Source organism: Caballeronia udeis (genome assembly GCF_001544555.2).
Lineage (GTDB): Bacteria > Pseudomonadota > Gammaproteobacteria > Burkholderiales > Burkholderiaceae > Caballeronia > Caballeronia udeis.
In genome coordinates this window covers 1-6786 of record NZ_FCOK02000148.1, presented here as the reverse complement: position 1 = coordinate 6786, position 6786 = coordinate 1, and the positions used below count along the sequence as shown (strand labels likewise).

At 57.5% G+C, this 6786-nt stretch carries 7 protein-coding genes; all 7 read right to left on the bottom strand.

All coding sequences use genetic code 11. From position 1 onward, the window contains the following. Nucleotides 1-148: 148 nt before the first annotated feature. The 7 genes from AWB69_RS44465 to AWB69_RS44440 all read right to left on the bottom strand — a co-directional run bounded on the left by AWB69_RS44465 (nt 149) and on the right by AWB69_RS44440 (nt 6618). The gene (locus tag AWB69_RS44465) at nt 149-649 is read right to left on the bottom strand and encodes a hypothetical protein (RefSeq protein ID WP_062093118.1); all 501 of its coding nucleotides are present in this window, start codon (nt 647-649) and stop codon (nt 149-151) included. Nucleotides 650-768: 119 nt separating this feature from the next. Further along, nucleotides 769-1290 carry a hypothetical protein gene (locus AWB69_RS44460; RefSeq protein WP_062093117.1) on the bottom strand — a complete coding sequence of 174 codons (522 nt, stop codon included), beginning with the start codon at nt 1288-1290 and terminating at the stop codon, nt 769-771. Between the two features lie 46 nt (nt 1291-1336). Beyond that, nucleotides 1337-1846: a hypothetical protein gene (locus tag AWB69_RS44455; protein ID WP_062093116.1), complete on the bottom strand. Its 510-nt coding sequence runs from the start codon at nt 1844-1846 to the stop codon at nt 1337-1339. After that, complete coding sequence (locus AWB69_RS50170) at nt 1839-2897, bottom strand: hypothetical protein (RefSeq protein WP_231937452.1); 1059 nt, start codon at nt 2895-2897, stop codon at nt 1839-1841. Before AWB69_RS50170 ends, AWB69_RS44455 begins: the two co-directional genes overlap by 8 nt. Before the next feature lie 6 nt (nt 2898-2903). Then, entirely contained in the window at nt 2904-4184 is a 1281-nt protein-coding gene (locus tag AWB69_RS50165) for a hypothetical protein (RefSeq protein WP_231937451.1), read from the bottom strand. Next, nucleotides 4181-5725 (bottom strand): site-specific integrase, encoded by a 1545-nt coding sequence (locus tag AWB69_RS44445; protein ID WP_062093115.1) that lies wholly within the window; start codon nt 5723-5725, stop codon nt 4181-4183. The genes AWB69_RS50165 and AWB69_RS44445 overlap by 4 nt, the downstream gene beginning before the upstream one ends. Nucleotides 5726-5727: 2 nt before the next feature. Next, nucleotides 5728-6618 (bottom strand): site-specific integrase, encoded by an 891-nt coding sequence (locus tag AWB69_RS44440; protein ID WP_231937450.1) that lies wholly within the window; start codon nt 6616-6618, stop codon nt 5728-5730. Nucleotides 6619-6786: the final 168 nt, after the last annotated feature.

Sequence of the window (6786 nt, the reverse complement as noted above, 5' to 3'; positions counted from 1 at the left end):
AAGTTATCCACAGGCGCCACCATTCTCTGTAGAGCTGTTGTGTTCCCGACGTGAGCCTGTCTGTTGCGCGGCGGAGCGACCACTTGCGCAACAATGACGGCTTGATCGTGGCATCGTGTGATCGGAAGTTGTTGCGAATCCATGCCGCCTATGCAGGGAGAGTCGACTTCGTTCCGAGCTGCCACAGCATGTCGATGTTTTTCAGATAGGTCGCGACGTTTTCAGCAGGCGCGTGGATGATCGAATGTTGCGAGCTATCCATGCTGTTGACATCTGCCGTCCATGGATCCTCAAGACTGGTGCATACGTCGGCGACGTCCTCGCGATATCGCTGGAACGTGTGATCGTCCCAAGCCTGAACGGCTGCAGGAGCAAGCAACACTGAGAGCACACCCTTGCGCTCGCCGATGAATCGCACCGGCGCAAGCAGGCCACCGAGGTACATGACCAAGATTGCATCAACGACCCGGTCGTCGTGATCTTCGTCCCAGATTATTGCGAAGTCGAGGAACCTTCCAAACTGAAGCTGATGCATCAATTCATCGTGCCAGGTTGGTACGCGCAGAACAGAATAATGTGTGCCCCGTCCGAGGTGTCCCACGGGCCGGATCTCATCGTGCAGCGTCTGGAAGCAGGGTGCGTAAGACATTTCGTGCTCCTTTCGGGAGAGAGGCGGTTTCCACCGCAGAACCACAGCCATTTCGTGGCTGTCGCGATCATGCAAATACTACGTATAGTGACCGATAAGCAGATGGCTGGCAGTCCTCTTCACGACGGCAATTGATCTGCCCGGCGCTTGATGTCGATAGGTGTGGCAATCGGTAAGGCAATGAACTGTTCCTCTGGTATCTCCCCCCAGTTCTGGGTGAACGGCAGATAGAAGTTGATCATCCATTCCTCCGCGACCTCGCGAGCCGCGTATGGGTGCAGGATCTCACCGTCGGCGCGTACGCGGTCAAACCGGAACATCTCCCTGCGCGGATACGCCGGATTCTTGAAGCGAACTTCCGTCATACGGTGAACAGCTTCGCCTGGATAGCCCGGATGACCGGACGTGTCCGCTTCGACGACTGCAGCTTTGATGTGCTCTTCTTCCGTCAGGTGACAGTCAGCAAGACTCGCCTCGTCCAGAACTACTTCCTCCACCATGTACGGCGGTCCCTGATACCAGATGGGGTTGTTCTCAGTGAGTCGGATGGCAACCACCGTTCGCGTTCCTACGTCCGTGCATCGCCAACAGAAGGGGCCTTCAATAAATTCGAGGCCGATGTAAAAGTCAGCAAGCTTCATATCTGATCACCGTTCGGTTTCGTGTCCACACCGTACAGGACATCGGTCAACGTTTCTTCCGCCTGGTTGTCGACTGCAGCTTCGTCGAGATTTCCGCGGTCAATTGCGCAACCGTTGCCGTGGGTACTGCGCCCAGATCAATGAGTTTATCCCGAGCATCCCGGTATTCTTCATAGAATCTTGCCCATTTGCTGAAGCCGCCGAGCTCGCCGACAGCGCGCAGCATTGCAAGGTGGGAAGCGGTCAGTAGTTGCACAGTCGCTTCGAGTTCTGCGATCCTGATGTCCTTGTCGGCAAGCGAGGCCGCGGTATCGGCGCCAGATCGTTTGGCAACACGTCCGCGCCAGCGGCGGTACTCGGCCTGCCGCTGCTGATATCCGGACAGTAGCCTGCTCCGGGCTTCGCTACGCGTAATTGACGATGCCGCGTTGATGGAAGGGTGCCGCCGCGCGACAGCGCGAGCCGTGATGTCTTCGTCATCGGCCAGTAGCGTTTCGAGAATCTCGCGCATCTGGTCGTCGTCGCTGGGCGGTGTGGTCTCGTTAGGTTCACTCATCAAGTACTCCGCGTTGCCGATGCCGTGACAGGTCAACGCCGTCAGGGAAGGGGCGTTCGCCCGCTGGTGTTGCAAGAAGCTTCTGTACGCCGGCCAGCCGCTTCCCTGCGTGGTCAAGCTGGTTTTGCCAGCCAATGCTGGTCGACGGTCTGGCCTTGATCGACTCGAGGGCAAGTTTGAACTTGCCCTCAAGCCGGATCAGGTTCCGCCGGTTCTCCGGCAGATCGGTGGCCGACAGATGGCGGCAGTCCTCGAAGCACTCGAGATGTTTGGGACAGGGATCGACCGTAAATGAATTCAGGCAATGCCCATATGGTGTGGCATGGAAACCGTCGGCCTCGGCGCGCAGGTATTCGTACGCCTCAGTGTCGCCCTCTGTTGCCTGGATGCGCCGAAACGCATCGACGATCGGACCATTCGCTTTGCCGCCCTTGATGAGCCGGGCAAGCGTACTCGCTTTTTCACCGAGCATGATTTCGATGTCCAGGGGGATCTCGATCTGATCCAGATCTTCTGCCAGGCTGCGATGATCGTATTCGTAGCTTTGCGCGACGCTACGCCGGTTGAAGCGTTTCGAGATGATCGTGTCGGCAACGCCCAGCCGAAACAGCTCCGTGTTTTGCAGATGACGCAGCATGTGCGACTCGAGCTTCAACTCGCGATCCTCGTCCGACTCACCGTATTTTTCGAATAGCGATGGTATGTTTTTGTTGTCCCCAAGCGCTAAACCTACAAACCGCGGATCTGGCCGGCCAACTGCCATGTAGCGGGTCACGTCGCACAAGCCGTCGTTCCGCTCCTCTGCAAGCGAGCGCTTCGGATGGGTGAGCAGCAACTCCCACGAATGCACTGCGCCAGTCACCGACCGCAGTGGTGCCGTGTCTGATACCTTTGTCGGTGTCGTAGAGCGGATATGTTGTTCTAACTCACCGACGCGCAGGTAAGTATTGTGCCAAGACATGCGTTCCGTGGGCCAACTCCGATCACTAGTAATTGGAATGACAGAGCCACTTGCGTTGCGGAATCGTAACGCAATCTGTTGAGCGGCCATCTTCTTTTACAAGCGGTGCGCGAACTGATAAAGCGCCATGTCGAGTTGGATTGCGCCTGTCCGATGTTCCATAGACTGGCGCTGATGCAAGTCGATCAGGACACGAGGGTCGAAGCCTTCGCGATAGCGGTCGACAAAGGCTTCACGAGAGATTGCGGTCCAGAACGGATTACCCATCAAACGTGTATAAAGTTCGGTGATAGACACAAGATCATCGTTCGCATACCACGGCAGTAGTCGCCCCGTTTCGCACTGCAGCTTCAGCGTTGCGCGAAGTGGCTCCGTGATTCTCGCGACATGATCAAGCGTCTCAGTGAGCAGCGTCCGGAACATGTCCGGCACAGGCTGCGTGTTTTCATGCAGCACAGCACTATCCGACTCATCATCCTGCTGCTTTTCAGCGAAGTGGCGGAGCATGAGCGATGTCGAGATGCCGCCAGATTCACCTGCGGGGAGCCCTCTTGAATCCAGATGGGTTCGCTCGCGCTTCCAGTCAATCGGGAGTAGCGCAGCTTCGCCGATACGCAAGCCAGTTACTATCATCGTGCGTATCGCAGCGAACCGCAGCTCATCCATGAACGTGCGCGGTTTCTCGGTCATTACGATACGGGTCAGTTCCCAGAACGCTCGGCGCTCAGGGAGCCGCTCTTCACGCTTGCGTGCCTCCAGATCGGCGCGCAATTCGTCCTGCGACCAGATATGTTTCGCCTTGATCGCGCTTTTCATTTTCATGCGAGGAACAGCGAGAGACGAGTACAACTGACCGGCGTCGCAGATGTGCTGCGCATCAAACACCACTCTGACGATGCCAGCAACCAGGTCACCCAGTTTTCCGGAGGACTGGATCGCTTTCCCGATGCGGACCGCAAGACGCAAATCGTCGACGGTCAGTTGCCACGGTTCCTTGTCCACGCATGTGGCGATCACACGCAGCGGACGCGCAATGCACTGCAGCACATAACTGGCCTTGTTCCGCTTGAACAGCAACTGCTCGGCGACTGCGGCCTTGATGAGGTCCTGCCACGCGGGCGATAGAGCTTGGAGGGCAAGTGGCGTCAGGTTGCCCTCGGCGCGCTCCGCATTGACGATAGCCAGTGCCTTCGTATCAGCCCCGAGGTCTCGGAGATAGTAGTTCGGCGGCGGCACGTCGCCGGCAATGACGGTAAGGTTCCAGCCAACGCCGTCGCGTGCGGAGCCTGTTTTGTCGACGGGCATGTCCCACTGTATGCCTCTTTCCCGAACCAGCGTTTTGCCTAGTTCGATGAACGCGGAGTAGTGTGGATTCATCGATTGTCGCCTTCCAGTTCCTCGATGACCGCCTGTATCTCAGCGATCGTGCGTTGCAGTTGCAGGTAGGCGGGAGAGCTGGTGTCGCCGCGAGAACTCTGATCGAAGAACACCACTACTTCACGCATGGCGGCTAGCACGTGCTCATGCATCGCCTTATCGTGCAAGGGCATGAACTTCCTGCATCCATAGCACGACGTGACCGGGTTGTAAGGGCAGGCAGGTTGCCCCGAAGAACATCCGCCGATACCTGCAATCGGAATGCCGTGAGGCACACCAGCGATCTGTTGCTCACCTTTAAGAAGGGTGAGCTCTTCCGGGGAGATGAACCGGTCGTGTGCAATTTTCGCCACGCGTCGGTATATGTCCGATGCGCCGAGTGCACGGTTGACGCGCTCCGCGTGAGTGGCAGATGTTTCGTAGTAAACGAGCCCGGTCCGCACATTGGAATGGCCCATGAATTCAGCGAGCTCCTCGTGACTGGCACCGGCGTCAACGAGTCGTTGGGCAGCTGTATGTCGCAGGTCCATGGCCGTACCGAGATCATCAGAACCGATCAGTTTCCTCACCAGCGTGGCAATGCGCGCTCCCGCTTCGTAGTTCGATTGAACGGCAAAGAAACGAGCGGCACCAGCAGCTCCTTCAGCTTGCCGGTGACCATTAAACGCAACGATGATCGGAGCCCATTCTCGCTTGACCCGGCGCGTGAGTGGTTTTCTTTTTGAGGTACTTTTCTGCTTGGCCATATGGAAGGTCAAATGCACCGTCGGCGGACCATCCGGTGCATCCTGCCAGATACGCACATTTCTCATGCTCAGCATCGCGATCTGGATCGGACGCATGGCAAACTGATAGGCACACAGCAACATGCCGGCGTCGCAGAGGTCCTCGTGTGCTGGAGGTGCGCTCACGGACGACGTGAGAGCTGAAACCGTTTCGTCCAGATGCCTCACGATCGCTGCTTCTTCGTCGACCGATAGAAAGACATCTCCAGAATGCACTCCGGCGTGCGAATCTGTTGCAGGACCAGGCAGGGAAGAGCGTATAAATTCTTCATACGTCGGAGACCAGCCGCAAAGTCGGTGGGCACACAGCAGCCGCAGCAGTGTTTTGCCGAAGCGGTACGCATCCTGAGGCAAGTCGCGAGCGCGCATGACGGCCCATTCACGACCGATTTTGTGCGGGCCGGCGTCGACCAGCCTTTCGACTTCGGGAACCGAGAAGTGCATCGCTCCACTGGCTGCCTTGAAGGCGGAAACGACATGAAGTCCTTTGCCTAGCAGAAACAAGAAGAGCTGCTTCACCAGCATGCCATATGCGCCTGGACAACGATCGAAGTCCAGCCTGTGCAGCCGCCCATATATCAACAGTTCGAATACCACCGTGTCCGTGGGCGAAGTGATCGAGCGGGTAGCGTCATCAAATTCGTCGTAGTAGCGGATGATGGGAGGAAGCGCTGGAAGTCGCGAGACCACGTCGGCGATCAGATCTCCGGCCTCGCGAGCGACATCCGCAACGCCGATGCTGCGGGGCACTTGCATGGTCAGAGCCCTTTCGGGATGGCGCGTAGCAACGCTACCCGGTCATCGAAATTGTCATTCCACACGTCCGCTAGCCGGTCCTCGAACACAGCCCGCGCGTAGCGTGAGGGCATCAACGATTTCTTTGACCATCCGAAGAACGTTCGCATCTTCTGCAGTGCCTCATCCATCGCGTCACCGCTATCCAGCAGTTGATGTAAGCGCACGACAGCGCTTGTGTGACGCAGGTCATGCGGCATAACGGAATCCTTGCCACAGCGATCGCTCAATTCACGACGTACCGGCTCCGGCAACACATTCGAGACTTCGCGAAACGCTTTTGTCAGCGATTCAGTCGCGAGCGGGTTGCCAAGATATGAATTAAGCAGGAAGGGGTGGCTCGGGCGGCCGCGATAGTTTTCAACGTAGGTCTGGACCAGCTGAGCCGTTAGCCCACTGACAGGAATCTGTCGGACAGAATGGACTGTTTTGATGCTTGGCTTCGAGTACCGCGAGTCGATCGTCTCATCGGCTTCGCCGTCCTCATATTCGTTCTCCTGCACATTGAGCCAATAACGCGGTGTTTGCCTTTTCTTGTCAAAGCCGGACTTAACACAGTCGGCTGTAAGTCGCAGCAACTCGCCACGCCGCAGTCCTTGATGCAACATCAGCACGAAGGCGATGTAAATGCGCCAGCAGGTCTTCGCACGCGTGAACGGATTCCCACTCGACTCCGGGTCCAGCAGATCGTAAAGCGCCTCCACGACGGATGCTGGCAATGAGCGGACGGTTTCAACCTGACTGGTTTTCCGCACATGCAATTGGCTGTATAAGGTCGAAAGCCTGTGCAAGCGCGCCTCGATGGCTCGCAGGCGATCATCCGGAATTCGGCTCTTGGAAAGCCATGTCACCACGTCCGTCACAAACCCGAGGCCGGCATGCCAGCGCAGCTCGTCGGCTCGGGTGGCTCGCGGCCGATTCCGGATCGAGACAAACCACGACTCAAGAACGTCGGCCAGCGCGCCATCATCGACGCCAGCAAGCGCATCGTCGAGACCGTTTGGTCCCAGAATCCGGTCCGC